At 42.6% G+C, this 17,634-nt stretch carries 16 protein-coding genes; 6 read left to right on the top strand and 10 right to left on the bottom strand.

Annotated features, from left to right (window positions below):
• Window positions 1–166 precede the first annotated feature (166 nt).
• A complete protein-coding gene (locus AC5JL8_RS13150; RefSeq protein WP_495880216.1) occupies window positions 167–415 on the top strand; it encodes a hypothetical protein in 249 nt (82 codons plus the stop codon).
• A 347-nt stretch (window positions 416–762) separates the two neighbouring features.
• Entirely contained in the window at window positions 763–2,052 is a 1,290-nt protein-coding gene (ftsZ, locus tag AC5JL8_RS13145) for a cell division protein FtsZ (protein WP_495880215.1), read from the top strand.
• Window positions 2,053–2,530: 478 nt separating this feature from the next.
• Here the strand turns inward: ftsZ and gshB are convergent, their stop codons facing one another.
• The 4 genes from gshB to hflX all read right to left on the bottom strand — a co-directional run bounded on the left by gshB (window position 2,531) and on the right by hflX (window position 7,085).
• Window positions 2,531–3,505 (bottom strand): glutathione synthase, encoded by a 975-nt coding sequence (gene gshB, locus AC5JL8_RS13140; RefSeq protein WP_495880214.1) that lies wholly within the window; start codon window positions 3,503–3,505, stop codon window positions 2,531–2,533.
• A gap of 118 nt (window positions 3,506–3,623) precedes the next feature.
• Window positions 3,624–3,896 (bottom strand): glutaredoxin 3, encoded by a 273-nt coding sequence (gene grxC / locus AC5JL8_RS13135; protein WP_495880213.1) that lies wholly within the window; start codon window positions 3,894–3,896, stop codon window positions 3,624–3,626.
• A 468-nt stretch (window positions 3,897–4,364) separates the two neighbouring features.
• On the bottom strand, window positions 4,365–5,093 hold the full coding sequence (locus tag AC5JL8_RS13130; protein WP_495880212.1) for a hypothetical protein: 729 nt from the start codon (window positions 5,091–5,093) through the stop codon (window positions 4,365–4,367).
• 246 nt (window positions 5,094–5,339) lie between these two features.
• Window positions 5,340–7,085, bottom strand: coding sequence for a GTPase HflX (gene hflX, locus AC5JL8_RS13125; RefSeq protein ID WP_495880494.1), 1,746 nt, complete (start codon window positions 7,083–7,085; stop codon window positions 5,340–5,342).
• 247 nt (window positions 7,086–7,332) lie between these two features.
• Between hflX and AC5JL8_RS13120 the strand changes: the two genes are divergently transcribed.
• Window positions 7,333–7,521, top strand: coding sequence for a DDE transposase family protein (locus tag AC5JL8_RS13120; protein ID WP_495880211.1), 189 nt, complete (start codon window positions 7,333–7,335; stop codon window positions 7,519–7,521).
• Window positions 7,522–7,590: 69 nt separating this feature from the next.
• Here AC5JL8_RS13120 and ctpC read toward each other — a convergent pair whose 3' ends face one another.
• Entirely contained in the window at window positions 7,591–8,877 is a 1,287-nt protein-coding gene (ctpC, locus tag AC5JL8_RS13115) for a carboxyl-terminal processing protease CtpC (protein WP_495880210.1), read from the bottom strand.
• A 145-nt stretch (window positions 8,878–9,022) separates the two neighbouring features.
• Window positions 9,023–10,249, bottom strand: a complete 1,227-nt coding sequence (gene ispG, locus AC5JL8_RS13110) for a (E)-4-hydroxy-3-methylbut-2-enyl-diphosphate synthase (RefSeq protein WP_495880209.1) — start codon at window positions 10,247–10,249, stop codon at window positions 9,023–9,025.
• A 395-nt stretch (window positions 10,250–10,644) separates the two neighbouring features.
• Between ispG and AC5JL8_RS13105 the strand changes: the two genes are divergently transcribed.
• On the top strand, window positions 10,645–11,685 hold the full coding sequence (locus AC5JL8_RS13105) for a cysteine hydrolase family protein (RefSeq protein ID WP_495880208.1): 1,041 nt from the start codon (window positions 10,645–10,647) through the stop codon (window positions 11,683–11,685).
• 16 nt (window positions 11,686–11,701) lie between these two features.
• Here the strand turns inward: AC5JL8_RS13105 and AC5JL8_RS13100 are convergent, their stop codons facing one another.
• On the bottom strand, window positions 11,702–12,580 hold the full coding sequence (locus tag AC5JL8_RS13100) for a peptidoglycan DD-metalloendopeptidase family protein (protein WP_495880207.1): 879 nt from the start codon (window positions 12,578–12,580) through the stop codon (window positions 11,702–11,704).
• A gap of 229 nt (window positions 12,581–12,809) precedes the next feature.
• Between AC5JL8_RS13100 and AC5JL8_RS13095 the strand changes: the two genes are divergently transcribed.
• Complete coding sequence (locus tag AC5JL8_RS13095; protein ID WP_495880206.1) at window positions 12,810–14,018, top strand: HhoA/HhoB/HtrA family serine endopeptidase; 1,209 nt, start codon at window positions 12,810–12,812, stop codon at window positions 14,016–14,018.
• Window positions 14,019–14,256: 238 nt separating this feature from the next.
• Here the strand turns inward: AC5JL8_RS13095 and AC5JL8_RS13090 are convergent, their stop codons facing one another.
• From AC5JL8_RS13090 to ispD, 3 genes are all read right to left on the bottom strand, one after another.
• Window positions 14,257–14,601 (bottom strand): DUF760 domain-containing protein, encoded by a 345-nt coding sequence (locus AC5JL8_RS13090; RefSeq protein WP_495880205.1) that lies wholly within the window; start codon window positions 14,599–14,601, stop codon window positions 14,257–14,259.
• 344 nt (window positions 14,602–14,945) lie between these two features.
• Complete coding sequence (gene scpB, locus AC5JL8_RS13085; RefSeq protein WP_495880204.1) at window positions 14,946–15,488, bottom strand: SMC-Scp complex subunit ScpB; 543 nt, start codon at window positions 15,486–15,488, stop codon at window positions 14,946–14,948.
• 194 nt (window positions 15,489–15,682) lie between these two features.
• A complete protein-coding gene (gene ispD / locus AC5JL8_RS13080; RefSeq protein WP_495880203.1) occupies window positions 15,683–16,366 on the bottom strand; it encodes a 2-C-methyl-D-erythritol 4-phosphate cytidylyltransferase in 684 nt (227 codons plus the stop codon).
• 256 nt (window positions 16,367–16,622) lie between these two features.
• Here ispD and AC5JL8_RS13075 point away from each other — a divergent pair, with 256 nt between their 5' ends.
• Window positions 16,623–17,582, top strand: a complete 960-nt coding sequence (locus AC5JL8_RS13075) for a glycosyltransferase family 9 protein (protein WP_495880202.1) — start codon at window positions 16,623–16,625, stop codon at window positions 17,580–17,582.
• The last annotated feature ends 52 nt before the right edge of the window (window positions 17,583–17,634 follow it).

The following is a 17,634-nucleotide window of genomic DNA, read 5'->3' as shown; positions in this document are numbered from 1 at the left end:
CAACTAAGCATCTATTAAGGCACGTCAAATAGCCAATCAATTCGGTATTTTAGAAATTGACAAGCAAATTCTTCCTTATTCCAAACTTAGGCATAAAGTAAGTAAAGGGCAAATTTTGTGTTTTAAAGTGCAATCATCTGTAATGGTGAAACCTATTAACTTTACTATGACAGCAGACAAGAAGCGTCGTGACGTTTCTTTACAAGTTGTACGATCTGAGCATAATTTCAGACACAAAGTTGGCTTTACTGAAAAATGCTGTATATTTAATAACTTAGAAATTACCTGGAGAGCCAACTTTAACGAAAGCAATAATTTTTATCTTCAGTATTTTTCTTTTGAAGAAGATTATAAAATATACAAAATTAACAATTTAATGGTGGCGTTAAATAAAAATCAATACTGTTATGTGTAAAATTAGCGACCAAACTAAATCATTAGTAGTAACAAGGGAAAAGCATGGGAAATGCCCACGGCATAACATACTTAATTGGCAATATAGCACTGAAGATTTTAATCTCTGGCTGAAGTTATACAGAGCATTTTTCAATAAATATCGGTATACTTCTCTAGAATTGGTTGTGCGATCAGGTGCGTTAACGACTGATCTCATAACAAAATTTCGCACTGACAATCCTGTTAGGGTTGAAAGTAGTGAGAACAATAAGGAACACTGTCACCATCTATGGCAATGTCAAACTATAGTTGACTCTTAGGTGAATATCACCTGGAAAAGTCGTTTATCTACCTTTCACAAATCCAATGACACTTGATAATAACCAAGGGCTTACCTATAAAAACTCCCAATCTGTGGGACAGCCAGGGTTTTCACTGGCTGTTAACTCGACCAATCCTTTTAATCACTCTGGGCTTAACTTCGGGCAAAATCATGATGGTAAGAAAATTACTGTTGAAAGTCACCGAATTGGCGAGATTGTTCCGGGTCGGGTTGCCAACATTAAAGTGATTGGTGTAGGTGGCGGTGGTGGTAATGCCGTTAACCGCATGATCGAGTCTGACGTTAGCGGAGTAGAGTTTTGGTCAATTAACACTGATGCCCAAGCTCTTACCTTAGCTGGCGCTCCTAGCCGATTGCAAATAGGACAGAAACTGACACGAGGTTTAGGCGCAGGTGGTAATCCTGCCATCGGTCAAAAGGCCGCTGAAGAATCACGGGACGAAATTGCCACAGCTTTAGAAGGTGCTGACTTAGTATTTATCACCGCAGGCATGGGAGGCGGTACCGGAACAGGAGCAGCTCCAATTGTTGCAGAAGTCGCAAAAGAAATGGGCGCTCTTACTGTCGGCGTTGTCACACGTCCATTTGTTTTTGAGGGACGCCGCCGGACTAGTCAAGCAGAGCAAGGCATTGAAGGGCTAAAAAGCAGAGTAGATACGCTGATCATTATCCCCAACAATAAGCTATTGGAAGTGATCCCAGAGCAAACACCTGTGCAAGAAGCTTTTCGCTATGCAGATGATGTGCTGCGTCAAGGGGTGCAAGGCATTTCTGATATAATTACGATCCCCGGCTTGGTAAATGTTGACTTTGCCGATGTTCGAGCTGTGATGGCAGATGCCGGATCAGCATTAATGGGAATAGGTGTTAGCTCTGGAAAATCAAGAGCTAGAGAAGCAGCGATCGCTGCTATTTCCTCACCTTTGCTAGAATCTTCCATTGAAGGTGCTAGAGGAGTTGTTTTTAACATTACTGGTGGTAGCGACCTCACTTTACATGAAGTGAATGCTGCCGCAGAAACAATCTATGAAGTAGTTGATCCCAACGCCAATATTATTTTCGGGGCTGTAATTGATGACAGGCTCCAGGGTGAGGTAAGAATTACTGTAATTGCAACTGGATTTACAGGGGAAGTACAAGCAGCACCACAACAAAATGCAACTAACGTTCGGGTAGCACCTCCTCCAAGGCGGCCTATTTCACAGCCACCAGCTAGTCCTCCTACACCCACACCAACTGTAGAACCCAAAGAAAAACCTGCTTTGGATATTCCTGATTTTCTTCAACGGCGACGTACCCCACCAAAGAATTAATTTAAGCCAAAATTTTGGATTGAAAATTAAATTTGAATTCTTAGGTCGGGTTGAGCACTATATACAATCTGCTAGTTATAGAGTTTCATTAGGGGCAGAGGTAAGCAATTCTGTGTCCATAGTTGATATTGCCAATTGCTAACAAAGCTCCGCAACGCTACCAAAAAACCAAATGAACTTGGGCAGGAGTCCGCTGGCTCGTATGTCCCCTAGTGTGTTTGGCAAAAAATAGGGGAGATGAAAATGATGAAAATTTTGACTAAAGTCTCTGCTTTAGTTTGCTCCCATAAGCATCTGTCTTAATAAAGCGGGAAGACTAGCCCACATCAGGGTACTTGCGTGTTTAGGTCTATTTGTGTACTCAGTAACATTTACAAATGTACTTAAACCTTTAACTACGAACAGCTTTTGTCGCGTAGACGTGCCAGTATCTTCCCGTAAGGTAGAATGCACAAAAACCAAAGAAGGTAAATTATTTTTATTTTTTACTTTGTAGAGTCTGCTCAACCCATTGAATAACATGACGACCGAGATTAGTGCCATCTAATTTATCAATTTCACGGACTCCAGTTGGACTGGTAACGTTGACTTCGGTAAGATAACCACCAATCACATCAATACCTACAAAGATTAAACCGTCTTGCCGGAGGGTTTGAGCTATTTGGGTGCATATTTCATACTCTCTTGGGGTAATTTCGGTTTGAGCAACTGTACCCCCAGCAGCCATATTATTGCGAAAGTCACTTCCACTAGAAAGGCGATTAAGAGCACCAATCGGCTCCCCATTGAGTAGGATAATTCGCTTGTCTCCTTCTTTTGCCTCCGGTAAATAGGTTTGCACCATAACTGGCACTCGACCTTGGAAGGTGCTGAGTTCAACAATGGAGTTAAAGTTGCGATCGCCTGATTGTAAAAATAAAATCCCTTCCCCAGCTTTGTTGCCTAGTGGTTTGAGAACAGTTGCTCCTTTTGCTTCCACAAATTTCCGGATCAGCTGCTTATCAGCACTAACTATAGTTTCTGGGATCACTTTGCTAAACTGAAGAGCATACATTTTTTCGTTTGCTCCTCGGATACCATTTGGGCTGTTAATTACTAGGGTCTTGTTTTGGTCGATGTAATCCAGAATGTAAGTTGCATAGAGGTAGGAATCGTTGACTGGGGGATCAGTCCGCATGAATACGACATCCATGTTTTCCAGGAATGTAAAGGAGCGATCGCTCAACTTGTACCAAGGATTTACTGCAAAATAGCGTCCCTCTACCAACTGCACTGGTATAAGTTCTGCCCGTTGTAGAACAGCCCAAGCTTTGTCCTCTACCACACTCAACAGGTTTGCCTGTGTTACCCAGACTTCGTGCCCCAAAGTTTGCGCTGCTTCCATCAGAGCAACACTTGTATCATGGCATGGGTCAAGCTGATGGATGGGATCAATAATAAAAGCTAGTTTCACGCTTTTTGCCTCAACTACCAGGAAATGTAATAGTTATTCAACTTAGATTATCTCTTGATGGTCAAGCCGATTTACTTGGCTGTGCTGCAAAAAAGCGTAATTCTAATTTCTTCTCTACTTAGACATTATTGGTAGAAGCTAGTAGCTCATCCAGCTTGCCTTGTCTTTCTAAAGCGTGGATATCATCACAACCACCAACATGATTATCATTGATGAAAATTTGTGGTAAAGAGCGTCTTCCATTTGCTCTTTGAGCCATTTGCGCTCGTGCAGCTTCATCTCCATCTATGCTGTATTCGATAAATTCCACCCCCTTGTTGTTCAGCAAATTTTTGGCGCGGATGCAAAAAGGGCAAGTCCTCCAAGTGTAAATTTCTACTTTGGCAGCCATAACGTCCTCAACTTGATTGAATATTCTTAATTTTAGAACGTTATCCAGTTTTGCTCTCAACCTTAAAAGTAGCTAGGTAAGTCTGCATAAATAAAAGTTAGTCAAGAGTCCATAGACTCTTAACTAATGTTATGTTTGCACCAGGTTCCTTAAACAACTGATAGTATTCCAGTTTAAATACTAGTAACCTCAGCAACTATACTTGATTATTTTTGCTACCTCAAAACTGTTAAGTGTTAACCACTACCTAACCTGTAGCGTGCTATTCGTAAAATTTTATGGCTGAGGATATTTTCAAATTACTATAAAAGCTAAAAATTGTTATCCGTATATTAATTGCTTAACAGGCCAGTACTATCATCGTAATTGCTTAATGTTCCAAAAATTTAGAAAGATACACTGGATGCACTTGTAATCTAATCCAGTGCATTCTGTTACTAACTGCATCAAACTCTAAGAGAATAGAATTTAAGCTTTAACTAGAGGTTTTTGTTTCAGTACTTTCATAGCAATCAGTGCTAATAAGCCAAGCGCAGCTGTTGTATTCGATTCAGGTACTTTTTGAGGTGGAGGTGGTGGTGGAGTATAGTAAGGAGCTTGACCTTTGAGTTTGCTACTGTATTCGCGATCATTTAAAGGCCCTACACTCATCAACCGTACTCCAAAGTTCTGTTGAGAAAATTGGTCTAAAGTTAAGGCTTTGGAAAGGTGGGATATGGTAAAGGTGGTCGATTGAATGTCGCCTTTTCCATTACCTATACCTTCCTGACCAATTTCTACCCCAGCATCAAAGTTGTTATAGACAATATTCTTTCCACCACCACCATTCAGATTGTTATTACTACTACCGACAGAGTTTACTGTTCCAGCAGGGCCAAATTTGCTGGCTGTTACATCTGTACCGATTACTTGAAGACCACTGAGGAGTGAGTCATCAAAAATGTTGAAGAAAACACCACGTATATCGGCAATTTTGTTATTGCCAGTTGCTAGAAAATCTACTTTAAACTGAATTTTGCCAGAGCCTGCGATTTTATCATCCAAGGTAAACTTCACCTGAGTATCAGCACCTGTGAATTCGTTGATAGTAAAATCCATAGAAGCTGCGTTAGCAGGAGAAAAGGCACAAGTTGATATTACAACAGCAGTAGCAGCCAACAATGAGGATGCTGCTGAAGTTAAAAAGAAATGTTTCATGTTAAACAGTGCTTACAAAACACAATAGTGAGACTCAGCTGGTAAACACAGAAATTTGCTACTATCCCTCTGATATTAAAAGCACTCAATAGAGATGCCTCATACTAATTTAGACAGTCAAATACGGACTGTCGATAGTATAGTGTTTACTTTCAAAAGACTTTATTTTCGACTTTACAGTAATAAAAAGCCCAGTATTAGTACTGGGCTTTTTATTACTTAGCAAATTCAATTAAGTTCTAGTATTTACCGAGAGTCAACGGCATATTGAATCAGCTGGGTTAGGCGATGGCGTAGGGTTTCTAATCCCAAGCGCTGGCTAGCAGAAATAAACACTGCTAGGGGGAATTCTTCCCTAGCTAGAGCTAGAGTCTCGCTATCAACTTGATCAATCTTGTTAAAAGCAACCAAGGCTGGCCCTGGGGTTACTGGCATTTGTGCCAGGATTTCTCTAACTGAGCGAATATGGCTCAACCAAGCAGGATGCGACAAATCTACTAAATGTAGTAAAGCATCAGCTTCTGTGACTTCTTCTAAGGTGGCGCGGAAAGCATCCATTAATGAAGTAGGCAATTCGTGTATAAACCCTACTGTATCTGTAAGTAGAATTTCTTGGGGAACACCAGTCTCTGCGTGAGAAATCACCAAACGACGTGTGGTGGGGTCAAGAGTAGCAAATAACTGGTCGGCTGTGTAAACTTCAGCATTAGTGAGGGCATTCAACAAGGTGGACTTGCCAGCATTGGTATAACCAACCAAAGCCACAGAAGGTACTTCTCGATGTTGTCGGCGCTGTCGTAAGCGAGAACGATGTGCTTGCAACTGATTTACTTCTTGTTGCAGGCGAGAAATGCGCCGTTGAATGGCGCGGCGCTCAGTTTCTAGCTTGGTTTCACCAGGGCCACGAGTCCCAATTCCACCACCCAACCTGGACATCGCTTGACCTCTACCAGCCAGTCGGGGCAGCATATATTCTAGCTGTGCTAGTTCTACTTGTAACTTACCAGCACGGGACTGAGCGCGTTGAGCAAAGATATCCAGAATTACTTCGGTGCGGTCAACCACCCGGAGACCAATTTGTGCTTCTAAATTGCGAACTTGGGTAGGTGAGAGGTCACGGTCAAAGACAACAAGACTTGCCCCTAAAGTTTGAGCAGTCAGGGCGACTTCTTGAACTTTGCCTTCACCAACTACTGTCTGGGGATGAATGCGCGATCGCTTTTGTTGTACTGTCTGCAATACATCTCCCCCTGCTGTATCCACCAATCGCGCCAATTCTACCAAGGTGTCCTGGAATCGTTGGGGAGTCATTTCATCGGTCATTACTCCCACAATTAGCACGCGATCGTGGTCTGCATCTACTTCTTGGGCAATAAATTCTCGCTGAAACTCCGCTTCTAGATTCTCTACTAAATCTAGAAAATGTTGCTGTGCCAGTTCATCTAAGCTAAGAGGCAGCGATACACTCCAGCTTGGCGATGGAATATTGCTCGTTCCCACCTTAGACAAAGCAGCACTGGTGAGCAAAGCGCGAGATTCTTGAGGTTTTAAATGAGCAAAATAAGCTTCTTTGACGTACCCAGTAGCGCCACCGCCTCGCCGTGTAAATCCAGTTCCGGTAATATTTAACACAACTAAGGTATCTAAACGTTGCAGCGCCATAGCTGTTAACGCCGCTTCATTAGGCGGTTCTGGCTTCAGATGAGTGGCGATACAACGAATACCGCTAAGTCGTTCTGCACCATAACGAGGCAATTCCAACGGTGGGATTTGCGTTTGACGCGGTGTGCCTACCCCTACACGAATCACTTGTCCGCGACGGTTGAGGTAGGCACACACAGGCTGATTAATTTCTGTGCTAATTGCTGCCAGACGTTGGGAAAACTCGGATGTAGTAATGCAATCGCCCGGTATACGCTGGTGATACAGCCGCTGTAGTTGCTTCAGCTGGCTGGACTTTAGACCTTGAAGATTTCCGTAGATAGTCTCTATAGGCGTTTATGACCAGTGAAATGGCCCCCCAAATCTTTCTATGTCTATTTTACAACATGCTTTGAGGTGCAAGCTTTAACTGATAGGGGTTGCTGGCAAAAGTGTAGAGTGGCAAGCTTTATGAGGAAGCTTGATAAAAATTAACTAAATATTTCTTTACTTTTAAATAGCTCTGTTAATTAATGCTTACTATCAGCACTGCCTGAGAATAAAAGATAGTTTGTCGCTTGAATTAACTGTTATCTCAATGACTGAAATCACAGAAAATTGGTATATTGTCAAGCGTCCTGCTGGCCATTGCGAAATCGTCCCCAACTTAGTTGCTGAGGACGATAATTTGGAGATTATAGAACAGTGGGGGCCGTTTACTTCTCAGGGGGAAGCGATCGCCCGTCGTATCGGGTTGATTCGGGCTGGTAAGTGCCAACCCCAATAACAATTCAAAATTCAGAATTTAGGGTCTTAAACTCTTGAATTTACGATCAAAAGCCGAAATTCCAAATATTTAATTTTTATCGGCAGTGGAAGTAGGTTTAGTAGCTATTTGTTTGCTTATAACTTCTACTGCCTTAGCAAATTGCGGGTCTTGTAAGGTAGCAAGTTTATCACGTTCGCGGAGCCACAAATCCTGGCGTTGGGCATCGGTCAAATCTACCTTCACGTCTGGATCAATTCCATGCTTATTAATATCCTTACCACTTGGGGTATGGTATTTAGCAATTGTCACCGCTAATCCTGAGCCATCTTCTAAAGGGCGAACCGATTGTACCAAGCCCTTACCAAAGGTTTGAGTGCCTACCAAAGTAGCACGTTTATTGTCCTGCAATGCGCCGGAGAGAATTTCGCTAGCACTGGCTGAACCTTTATCTACCAGAACCACCAACGGTTTATTTGTCAGCGCACGTCCACTGGCTACTTCTCGCTCTTGCTCACCTTGGCGGTCAATGGTGGAAACAATTATACCTTTATTCAGCCACATTCGGGCAATTTCCACACTAGAGAAAAGTAATCCACCTGGATTGCCACGCAGATCCAAAATATACCCAGAAACTCCTTTAGTTTCTAAATCTTTGATTGCACTTTGCATTTCCTTACCAGCATTAGCACTGAACTGGTTCAAGCGAATGTAGCCTAAGTTACCCGCTGGAGTTTGTTTTTGGGAATATTTTACCGGATGGATTTCAATCCGCGCTCGTTTAATTTCAAATTGTTTTGTTTGACCGTTGCGCTGAATCGTCAGGTTTACTTTTGTTCCAGCTTCACCTCTAATCAAAGATACCGCTTGGTTGGTATCCATACCCTCAGTACTTTTATTGTCGATTTTAAGGATCACATCCTTAGAAAGAATCCCCGCCTTGAATGCTGGTGTATCCTCAATTGGAGCAATCACAACTAGTTTCTTAGTTTTTTCATCCTGGCTGATAGTGATCCCAATACCTGTTAGTTCTCCAGAGGTGTCTACTTGCATATTTTTAAATTCCTCTGGGTCCATAAACCGGGTGTAAGGGTCATCTAGCCTTTTCAGCATCTCCCGGATGGATTTATAAGCTTCTTGCTGACTACTGTAGGACTTACTTAAGTATTCCTTCCGTACAGCCTGCCAATCTACCTGATTAAAAGTACCATCTACGTATTGTCGCTGAACAATCTGCCAAACTTCGTCTACTAATTCCTTAGGACTTTCTTTAAATAAAGCCTGACCCCGTGAGTGAATGCCAAGACTAGTAACAGCAATTGTTGAGAGCGTCACTGCCGTAGCACCCAAAACCAGCCTACTTTTTGTAATTACCATAATGACAGCTGAGCCAGAAGGAAAATTTTTTATAGTCAGTATGCTCAATCTAACACAGCGTATCGCTGTAGCGACCGAGCATGTATTCTTATTTCAACAAAATAGTTGGCAATCCGGCGACCTGTATTGGTCGCCGCTACAAATTTCAAGGTTCTACCCAGCGTCCATCTGCCTTAATGAGGTTAATTAATTCCTCTACACCTTGGTCTTCTGGGACTTTTTTAATTTCTTCTCTACCACGATATAAAGAAATATAACCAGGAGTCTTGCCTACATAACCATAGTCAGCATCCGCCATTTCACCAGGGCCATTTACAATACAACCCATAACTGCTATGTCTAGCCCTGTTAGGTGTTTGGTTGCTTCCCGGACTTTGTGCAGCACTTCTTCTAAGTTAAATAAAGTACGTCCGCAGGAAGGACAAGCGACGTATTCCACCATTGTTTTCCGCAATCCCAAAGCTTGCAGAATGCTATAGCACACGGGAATTTCTTTTTCTGGTGGTTCTGTAAGCGAGACTCGAATTGTATCGCCAATGCCATCAGCTAGTAATGTAGCAATGCCAGCTGTAGATTTGATTCGCCCGTATTCACCATCACCAGCTTCTGTAACGCCTAAATGTAGGGGGTAATCCATACCCAACTCATCCATGCGCTTGGCAATCAGGCGATAGGCGGCTACCATCACCGGAACCCGTGAAGCTTTCATCGAAATTACCAAATTATGGAAGTTCAAAGATTCACAAATGCGAATAAATTCTAAAGCAGATTCCACCATTCCTTCTGGAGTGTCGCCGTAGGTAAATAACATCCTTTCGGCAAGAGAGCCGTGATTTACGCCAATTCGCATTGCTTTACCTTGATCCCGCAACGAAACCACAAGAGGCTCTAAGGTTTCGCGGATTTTTTCGCCAATTTCGTCAAATTCTGCTTTGGTGTATTCGCCTCTATTGGTGTTTGGTTTTTCAAATACATACAGCCCTGGATTAATCCGTACTTTTTCTATGTGCTTGGCAACTTCTAAGGCTATTTTTAAGCCATTATGATGCACATCGGCAACGATGGGAACGTCTCGGTACGTTTTAACAAGTTTTTGTTTAATTTCTGCCAAAGCTTTGGCATGAGCCATACTTGGCACTGTGACACGGACAATTTCACAGCCAATCTCGTGTAGGCGACGAATAGCTGCCACGGAACCATCGATATCGAGAGTGTCTTCGTTAATCATCGACTGCACCACCACGGGGTAGCCTCCCCCAATGGTGACATCTCCCACCTTTACGGGACGAGTCTTACGCCGCTTAATTGTTGTATCAAAGGTGAGTTCACTAGATGTGGTGTTTGCAGTTGTAACGGTCGGCAGAGTTTGCATAACCTCATTAAGTAAATTTGCTGTAGCGAAAATATCAAATTTCAAATGCTCTGTCTCTCAGATTGCCACAGTTGGTGCGATTTTGGGCAATGCGGCAGTAAAAAAAGAAAAAAGTGAGATAGGGGAGAAGTAAAAGAAATTTATCGATTTTTCTCGTTGCAGAAATAGACTGTTTGCAAGCTTTGGCAAATGAGTAGCGATCGCTTTCTCACTGAGTTATAAATACTATCAGCAAGGCTTATGTTTTTATAAGTAACTTTTCATCCTGATAATTAATCCAATTTTGAGCTAAATTTAATCGCTACTTAATTCAGGTGTATAGGATTAAGCTAACCGTAGCTGCAAGCTAAATAGATAAAACCATTAATAATACTACAAAATAACAAGCTGTAATTATGAACACCCAAACCAGCAAACTTTCTATTCCCCCGCACTTTAACCCTAATAAAGTGGGCGAAGTCTGGCGCGTACCTTATGAAGAACGCGCAGCGCAAGCTGAAGCATGGGCAAAACAACACAACATCCAACCTGCATCTTTGGATAAAGCTCGCATTTGTTTACTTTTAATTGATGTCCAAAATACTTTTTGTATTCCTGAGTTTGAATTATTTGTAGGAGGGAAATCTGGCACGGGAGCAGTGAATGATAATCAGCGATTGTGCGAATTTATTTATTGTAACTTGGCTGTGATTACAACAATTGCACCGACGATGGATACTCACACAGCAATGCAAATTTTCCATCCCATTTTCTGGGTAAACGCTACTGGAGAACATCCCGTACCTGCTGCTACGAGTATTACTCCACAAGATATCGAACAAGGGATCTGGAAAGTTAACCCAGCAGTTGCTAATAGTCTTACCAATAGTAATTATGAATTATTAGAAAAACACGCTTATCATTACGTTAAACAGTTAAGTCAAGACGGTAAATATCCTCTAACAGTTTGGCCTTATCATTCTATGTTGGGTGGTATTGGTCATGCTTTAGTTTCTTCTGTCGAAGAAGCAATATTTTTCCACTGCATTGCTCGTCAGAGTCAAACGCAATTTGAAATTAAAGGTGATAATCCTTTAACAGAAAATTATTCGGTTTTACGTCCAGAGGTTTTAGTAAGTTTTGATCAAAATCCTCTTGCTCACAAAAACACACGTTTAATTCACCAGCTTTTAGAATTTGATGCTGTAATTATTGGCGGTCAGGCTAAAAGTCACTGTGTCGCCTGGACAATTGATGATTTATTAACAGAAATTCAACAGATAGATGCAACCCTAGCCCGTAAAATCTATCTTTTAGAAGATTGTACTTCTCCAGTTGTTGTTCCTGGTGTAGTTGACTACACAGAACAGGCAGATGCCGCATTTGTCAGGTTCGCAAATGCAGGAATGCGAATTATTAAATCTACTGAATCTCTGGACTTGGGGAATTTAGTATAAGGCAGATATTTAGTATTTATTTTTGAAGATAACTCTTTGGATCTTGTGCTGCCCAACCTAGAGATGAACTAGAACGCACTTCAAAATGGAGGTGTGGTTGTTTAGCAGCAGGTTGTCCGGTTGTGCCGACAGTGCCTAGCACTTCTCCTTTTTTCACTTGCTGACCGGCAGTAACTTTGATACTGTCAAGATGGGCATAACGGCTTTGAAGCCCACCAGCGTGGTTAATAATTACCAACTTGCCATAAGTACCTTGTTCGCTGGCAAAAGCCACAGTTCCCGGAGCGATCGCCTCGACAGGAGTTCCCACAGCTGCTAACAAATCTACCCCGCTATGGAAGAACACATCACCTGTAGTGGGATGAATTTGCCAGCCATAAGGTAACGCCACTGTTGCTACTGCCGATAAGGGATACCCAGCTAGCTTACCAGGAGCAGGGGGCGAGGTAGGAGAGGCAATTAAGGGGCGATTTGACGACCAACTTCCCCCTGGGACAAAGACAACTCTGGGATCTTTTTGACAACCATTTACTTCAAACAGTGCATCGGCGCGAACTTTATATTTTGCTGCTACTTCTCGCCACGTTTGCCCACGAGGTACTTCAACTACAATTCCGTTGTAGGGAGGAATTTGAAGTTCGCTACCGACAGTTACAGAACCATTCCTCAACGCCGGATTCATGTCGATAATAGTTGCCGGAATGAGATTATAGAGCTGCGCTATACTCTCTACAGTTTCACCCTTAGCAACGATATGTCGCTGGAAACGAGATAGAGCAGGAGTTGGGCAACTCCCTACAGCAGCGTTGGCACTTTTCGAGTTTGGAAATATATATCCTAGCCCCAAGGCGCTGACTAAACTACAGAGAATCACTAGACGATATGAACAAGTCATGTGTACCAATAAACGAGAGCGTTAATTTTAGATTTTAGATTGGGTATTAGAAGAGGATGGGGAGCTAGTGGTTCCCAAAAAGTAGGTTAAGGGCTATTTGGGAGAAAAAGAATTATTCTATTACTCAGACTTTTTCGTTACTATCTGTCAAATTTATCTGTCCACTTGTTATCTGCTTGACTAAACTTAGAAATTAGCAACTGCATTGCTTTCCTTAAACAGAAATATTATGAAGTTATCCTTGAAGAAAGTGGTCGTTTATGTGTCGTTATTGGTAGTTGGCGGCGGTGCAGGTTTGTTAGGTAGTCGCTATCTTCTGCCACAACAACATTCCTTTCAGCAATTAAAAAATGTCACAGCAGCTTTGCCTCCAGAATCAGTAGTTCCAAATGCTGTGAATGGGCGGATTGGTGCTAATGGAGGCGATAACGTAAATTTTATTGCCACAGCCGTGCAAAAAGTTGGCCCAGCTGTAGTGCGGATTAATGCCACCCGCAAAGTAGCAAATCCTATTTCTGACGCTTTGAAAAATCCTCTGTTGCGTCGATTCTTTGGCGAGGATGAGCAACCCATGCCTGAAGAGCGAATTGAGCGCGGTACAGGTTCTGGATTTATTTTGAGTGAAAATGGTGAATTACTGACTAACGCTCACGTAGTTGCAGATACAGATACTGTCCAAGTCACTTTAAAGGATGGTCGGACTTTTGAAGGCAAGGTGCAGGGCGTTGATGCTGTCACAGATGTGGCAGTAGTTAAAATTAAGGCAAATAAATTGCCCACAGTAAAGTTAGGCAACTCACAAAACTTAGTTCCAGGACAGTGGGCGATCGCTATTGGTAATCCTTTAGGTTTAGATAATACTGTCACCATTGGTATTATCAGCGCTACGGATCGCACCAGCGCTCAAGTTGGTGTGCCAGATAAGCGAGTCAGCTTTATTCAAACCGATGCTGCAATTAACCCTGGTAATTCAGGCGGGCCTTTATTAAACGCTCAAGGCGAAGTTATTGGTGTCAACACTGCTATCCGCGCCGATGCTCAAGGTCTTGGTTTTGCCATCCCAATTGAAACCGCCGCCCGTATTGCTAATGAACTGTTTACCAAAGGGCGTGTAGAACATCCTTTTTTAGGAATCGAGATGACAGACCTGACTCCAGCCAAGAAGCAGCAAATTAATCAAGAAAATAAGCTCAACATCCAGCAGGACGTTGGCATTGTAATTAAAGGAATCTTGGACAATTCGCCAGCAAAGCGGGGTGGGCTACTTCCGGGAGACGTGATTCAAAAAATTAACCGTAAACCAGTCAAAACAGCAGCCCAAGTTCAAAAGCTAGTAGAGTCTAGTTCTGTGGGAGACATTCTCGAAATTGAAGTCAACCGCAACGGTAAAACTCAAACCTTCAAAGTCCAGTCAGGGGCTTATCCTCATAAGAAGTAATACCAATTCAAAGTTAAGAAAGCCAGATTTGATCTGGGTTTCTAGGCTTGTATCTGTTACATTCTTTTTTCAAATTGGTGTAATTAGCCCTTATTAACTGCGTACACCAACAACGCATGAAAAAGAAACTAGAGACTAGTATTTTTACTCAAGACTCAGAACTCAGCACTCAGCACTTTTTTCAGCTAGTCAATATTTGCCAGTCATGAGTCCACAGCCCCAAACTTTGCTTGATTAACTATTGACCAGATAAATGCTCTAATTGCATCCTCTGTTCCATCTGGCGCAGGAAATAGCCCGTCATCATAGCCGACGCCAAAAGACCCGCCAGATTTTCCCTATCTGTAGTAATTTGAACGTTGAAATTTTCTGCAGGTAACATTCCCACCAGCCCTTGGACGTTTTGCGAAATGATTTGTTTAATTTCGGGGCTGACGGACTGGGCGACGCGGGCTAAAACTTCAGGCGACTGGTGCTGTAGATATTTGAGCAACTGATTGGGATTTTGCTCAAAGTGCTCGTTCAGAAGCTGATTTGGGTGTTCCTCAGAGTTGTCATTTAAAAAGTCGGGATCAAACACCATTGGCAGTTTTTTTTAGCTTAGTTGCTGATTCTACTCTAAACCATAGTACAAGAGTAATGCATTCCCCACTGGTATAAGCCGTTGGCTCTACCCAGGGGAAGGCGACTACCACATTTATAACTGAGCAAATCCTAACTATGTCTGTTTACAAGTGTTTTACGCTCAACGTCTTGGCTAGTTTTAGGCTTGGCTTTTGTAAATACTCGAATAGTACCGCAGAAGGATCTTTGCTTAATTGTTTAATGTGTGATTATCTCATGACTTAACCGTGATTCAAAGACTTTTGTTGTTCTCAAGGGTAATACTACTTTTTTGGTAAAAAATATAGTGTCAAACAGCACAAGTTATTCTGCTGCTTCGTTTTCTTTGAGTTCTAAATCCAATTCTAGTTGTTGTTCTTTCTGACTTGTGGATAATATTTGGGGAAGTTGCTCGATTTGGAAATACTGGTGGAATTTCGGGGTTATTTGTAGTGAGTATGAACGCGAATCACTATCTCGGCGTTTCCGGACAAAACCGAGTTCCACAAGTTCTGGAACATGTTGATATACTCCTGAACCCCGTAGGTTAATTAAGTCGCTTTGGAGTATGGGACTATTCAGGGCGATCGCTGCCAAGGTTCGCAATGCACCCAAACCTAATTCTACGGGAATTAGTGTTTGCACTAAATCATGAAAGTCAGGCCGCAGTTGTAAACTGTAACCATTTGGCGTTTCTACGACTTCTAGGGCGCTATCTCGGCGGGCATAGTCGTCAATTAGTTCAATTATGCCTTCCTCAACAGTGGCGCGATCGCACGCGGCATACTCGGCGATTTCACCGAGCGACAAGGGCTTACCCTTTAAATAGAGAATTGCTTCTATCTTCGTCGCTGTGGCTGTATTCATTAGTAGTTAGTCGTTAGTCGTTATTTAGTCGTTAGCCATTTAGTCATTCACGATTGACAACTGACACTTGACAAAGAACGATTTCTAAGTGTGTGGCATAATATCATAAAAACTAAAATACGTCAATGTAAATTTTGACACATAAAAATTTACATTAGCGGTGCATTAAAATTTTGAGTAACACAGTTTATCCATTACAAGCATCTACTTTTGAGGATAAACTCTGCGATCGCCAAATCTTGGGGAGTGGTTACTTTCAAATTTGTCTCCTCTCCTGGGACAATTTGTACTTCAACACCGCATTTTTCCAACAAAGCAGCGTCGTCGGTTACTTCCCAGCCTTGACGGATACCTTCACCATGGCACTGCTTCAATAACTCAACATTAAATCCTTGAGGAGTTTGCGCCGCCCAAAGTTGCCGTCGATCTGGTGTACTTTGGATTATGCCATTTTCATCAACAACTTTGATAGTGTCTTTGACAGGCACAGCAGCAATCAAACCAGAACAGTGGCGAATAGCTTGGGCGCAGGAGTCGAGTAAATCTGGTGTAACTAGACATCTAGCTCCATCATGAATTAACACTTGTTCTGCTGGGGCTGGCAACGCCTGCAAGCCATTGTAAACCGATTCTTGGCGGGTAGAGCCTCCGCGAATTAATTCTACTGGTTTAGTCAGCTTTAAATCAGCGAAAATTGCTTTGAAGTCATCCCAGTCAGTGGGTTGGGAAATAATTCCTATCCAAGTGATTGTATTTGCCGCAGCAGCGGCTTTGAGAGTCCAAGCAATAATTGGTTGCGATCGCACTGTCAGCAGGAGTTTATTGCGATCGCTCCCCATTCTTCTACCCATACCGGCAGATGGAATTAGTAAATACACAGAATTCCTCAATCTTTGAATTAGGGACTGGGGACTGGGGACTAGGAAAAAGCAGCTTGTGCAGGGAGCAGGGGAAGCAGGGGAGACAAAGGGACAAGGGGACAAGGGGAAAGAACCATGATTAACTCTTGCTCCTTGTCTTCTTTATCCAATGCCCAATGCCCAATACCCAATACCAAATCCCTAATACCCAATCGCTAATACCTATATTCCCCTAAAATAAGGAGCGAGTAAGCGTCAAGCGTCAATAAATATTATGCGAGTAGTAGCCCTTGTACCTGGCGGAATTGGCGACCAAATTCTCTTGTTTCCGACTCTAGATGAACTGAAGCGCTATTACCCCAATGCTCAGATAGATGTAGTAGTGGAACCTCGCTCAAAAGCTGCCTATCGGGTAAGCAAGTCAGTTAACGAGGTACTGACATTTGATTACAAAGACCGTAACAGCCTAGCAGATTGGGGTAACCTGGTGGGCGCGATTCGCGATCGCGAGTACGATCTCGCCATTACTGTAGGGCAAAGCTGGTTGGTAGGCCTTTTACTTTGGTTGGCGGGAATTCCCACACGCATTGGCTACCAAGGTAAAGGAGCAGTTTTTCTCACCAACTCTGTACCATTCAAACCATCACAATATGCGGCGGCAGTTTACCACGACTTGCTGCAACCATTAGGCATTAAGTCTCCTTGCCCACCATTAGCGGTGAATTTGCCAAAATCAGATATTGAATGGGCACAAAAGGAACAAAAACGCTTGGGAGTGCATGAAACAGGTTACATCTTGATTCATGCTGGTTCTAGCCTAATATCCCAAGCTAAAGGATTGGATAAAATTTATCCTGTGAAAAACTGGCAGCAAATTATTCAGGACTTTCAACACAAGCAACCGGATCTGCCTGTGGTGCTCATTAAAGGGCCTGAGGATGAACAAATTGTACGGGCACTTTTGGAGTCTGCTCCTAATCTCAAGGTAACTTCTCCAAATGATATCGGCAAGTTGGCTGCGATTATTGGAGGAGCAAGTTTGATGTTGTCTACCGATAGTGCGCCTTTGCAACTGAGTGTAGCAGTCCAAACCTATACCATTGCTCTATTTGGTTCTACCGATCCAGCCAAGTTGTTGCCAAAAAGCGATAAGTTCCTTGCCATTAAATCTCCTACAGGCAAAATGGCAGATATTTCACCGACAGTAGTTTTGGAGAAAATTTGGGGCGGCTAAAGCAGTAGTTTTCTCAAACCGCGATCGTTTATTAGATTTAGATATCAATATG

The sequence above is a fragment of the Mojavia sp. genome (assembly GCF_059505145.1).
This window is presented reverse-complemented; position numbering and strand designations above follow the sequence as displayed.

Coding starts and splice junctions, on each gene's coding strand:
- AC5JL8_RS13095 (WP_495880206.1), top strand. CDS start 12,810: ATGAAGTTATCCTTGAAGAAAGTGGTCGTTTATGTGTCGTTATTGGTA.
- AC5JL8_RS13100 (WP_495880207.1), bottom strand. CDS start 12,580: ATGACTTGTTCATATCGTCTAGTGATTCTCTGTAGTTTAGTCAGCGCC.
- ispG (WP_495880209.1), bottom strand. CDS start 10,249: ATGCAAACTCTGCCGACCGTTACAACTGCAAACACCACATCTAGTGAA.
- ftsZ (WP_495880215.1), top strand. CDS start 763: ATGACACTTGATAATAACCAAGGGCTTACCTATAAAAACTCCCAATCT.
- AC5JL8_RS13105 (WP_495880208.1), top strand. CDS start 10,645: ATGAACACCCAAACCAGCAAACTTTCTATTCCCCCGCACTTTAACCCT.
- AC5JL8_RS13150 (WP_495880216.1), top strand. CDS start 167: ATGACAGCAGACAAGAAGCGTCGTGACGTTTCTTTACAAGTTGTACGA.
- grxC (WP_495880213.1), bottom strand. CDS start 3,896: ATGGCTGCCAAAGTAGAAATTTACACTTGGAGGACTTGCCCTTTTTGC.
- scpB (WP_495880204.1), bottom strand. CDS start 15,488: ATGAATACAGCCACAGCGACGAAGATAGAAGCAATTCTCTATTTAAAG.
- AC5JL8_RS13090 (WP_495880205.1), bottom strand. CDS start 14,601: ATGGTGTTTGATCCCGACTTTTTAAATGACAACTCTGAGGAACACCCA.
- AC5JL8_RS13075 (WP_495880202.1), top strand. CDS start 16,623: ATGCGAGTAGTAGCCCTTGTACCTGGCGGAATTGGCGACCAAATTCTC.
- ctpC (WP_495880210.1), bottom strand. CDS start 8,877: ATGGTAATTACAAAAAGTAGGCTGGTTTTGGGTGCTACGGCAGTGACG.
- AC5JL8_RS13120 (WP_495880211.1), top strand. CDS start 7,333: ATGACTGAAATCACAGAAAATTGGTATATTGTCAAGCGTCCTGCTGGC.
- AC5JL8_RS13130 (WP_495880212.1), bottom strand. CDS start 5,093: ATGAAACATTTCTTTTTAACTTCAGCAGCATCCTCATTGTTGGCTGCT.